Origin of the sequence: Microbacterium sp. B24, from assembly GCF_000333415.1 — a bacterium.
GTDB lineage: Bacteria > Actinomycetota > Actinomycetes > Actinomycetales > Microbacteriaceae > Microbacterium.
Genome location: NZ_BADB01000204.1, coordinates 1 through 2,129 on the forward strand (window position 1 = coordinate 1; position 2,129 = coordinate 2,129).

Genomic DNA, 2,129 nt, shown 5'->3' on the forward strand with positions numbered 1-2,129 from the left:
CGCCGGGCGCCGCGCCGGGGTCGGATGCCGGGAACGAGTGCTTCGACTCGAGGTCGACGATGGAGTTCGAGACGCTGGGCGTCGTGTAGTTGACGATGTCCTTCTCGAACTGCGACTTGGCCTCGCTGAGCAGGATGCGATCCTGCGGGCGCTTGGGGCCGGCGATGGAGGGGACGACCGTGGACAGGTCGAGCTCCATGTACTCGCTGAACATGGGCTCGCTGTCGGCGTCGTGCCAGAGCTTCTGCTCCTTCGCATATGCCTCGACGAGAGCCACGGTCTGCTCGTCGCGACCGGTGAGGCGCAGGTAGTCGAGCGTGACGTCGTCGATCGGGAAGATCGCGGCCGTCGAGCCGAACTCCGGGCTCATGTTGCCGATGGTGGCGCGGTTGGCCAGCGGCACCGAAGCGACACCCGCGCCGTAGAACTCGACGAACTTGCCGACCACGCCGTGCTTGCGCAGCATGTCGGTGATGGTGAGGACCACGTCGGTGGCGGTGACGCCCGCCGGGATCTCCCCGGTCAGCTTGAAGCCGACGACGCGCGGGATGAGCATCGACACGGGCTGGCCGAGCATCGCGGCCTCGGCCTCGATGCCGCCGACGCCCCAGCCGAGCACGCCCAGGCCGTTGACCATGGTGGTGTGCGAGTCGGTGCCCACACAGGTGTCGGGGTAGGCGCGCAGCACGCCGTCGCGGCCCGTGCGGTCGTAGATGACCTTCGCGAGGTGCTCGATGTTCACCTGGTGGACGATGCCGGTTCCCGGCGGGACGACCTTGAAGTCGTCGAACGCGGTCTGGCCCCAGCGCAGGAACTGGTAACGCTCGCCGTTGCGCTCGTACTCGATCTCGACGTTGCGCTCCAGCGCGTTGTCGGTGCCGAAAAGGTCGGCGATGACGGAGTGGTCGATGACCATCTCGGCCGGCGACAGCGGGTTGATCTTCGCCGGGTCCCCACCGAGGGCCGTGACGGCCTCGCGCATGGTGGCGAGGTCGACGATGCAGGGCACGCCGGTGAAGTCCTGCATCACGACGCGCGCCGGGGTGAACTGGATCTCGGTATCGGGCTCCGCATCGGCATCCCAGTTGCCGAGGGCCTCGATCTGCGACTTCGTGACGTTGGCGCCGTCCTCGGTGCGAAGGAGGTTCTCGAGCAGCACCTTCAGGCTGAACGGGAGCTTCTCGTACCCGGCGACGGTGTCGATCCGGTAGATCTCGTAGTCGGTGCCACCGACCGTGAGGGTGCTCTTGGCTCCGAAGCTGTCAACAGTGGACACGTCTGCTCTCCTTCGTTGGGAGTTCCTGAGGCCGCGGGCTCAGTCGGTCGGCGGGGTCAGGGTCGGGCATGGACGGCCGTCGCCTGATTCTCCATCATCCCCGCCGCCGCGGCGGCGGGCTAGTGAGGTTGTCCTTACCCGTGGATGGCGCCTCTGGCGCATCACGGGCGAAGGAATTTATCTTGATGTCAAGATAAATCTATCACGCCTCGGATGCCGCGCTGGCGTCGTGGTGGCGCGGATAGACCGCCCGCACGGCCAGCCAGGTGACGGCGACGAGCGGGGCGAACAACGGCAGTCCCATCGCGAGCTTCAGGGTGCCGAGCGTGGTGACATCGCCGGCGAAGTAGAAGGGAAGCTGCACCGCGAGGCGCAGGTAGAACAGCGCGGCCCAGGCGATCGCCAGCCAGAAGAACACCCGGCGCTTGCGCGGATCGCTGCGCCAGCGTGTGCTCTCGTTCATGAGGAAGCCGACGGCCAGTCCGATCAAGGACCACCCGACGAGAGCCGAGATCAGAAACGCCGTCCCGTAGGCCGCGTTGGTGATGAGGCCCGGGACGAAGTTGTCCTGTCCTCGGCCGGTCCACAGTGCGAGGGCGGCGGCAGCACCGGTGGCGATGAGTCCCCCCAGTGCCGCACTGGCGGGCGAGCGCTGAACGAGGCGGACGATCGTGAAGACGGCCGCAGCGCCCACCGAGAGCGCGAGCGAGAGGGTGAGATCGGCTGTGGTCGTGAACAAGATGACGAACGCCAGGCCGGGAAGCACGCTCTCCAGCACTCCCGCCAGCCGCCCATGGCGGCCCAAACGACGTGTCCCGTGTGAGCTTGCCGCGACGGATCGAGACCGGCGCGT

At 67.3% G+C, this 2,129-nt stretch carries 1 protein-coding gene and 1 pseudogene; both read right to left on the reverse strand.

Going from position 1 to position 2,129, the window contains the following annotated elements; translation table 11 throughout:
- The coding region (locus I5I_RS05270) for an aconitase family protein (protein ID WP_036317354.1) at positions 1–1,276 on the reverse strand (1,276 nt) is incomplete at its 3' end.
- 202 nt (positions 1,277–1,478) lie between these two features.
- Positions 1,479–2,129: pseudogene (locus tag I5I_RS05275) on the reverse strand (DUF3159 domain-containing protein); the annotation flags it as partial.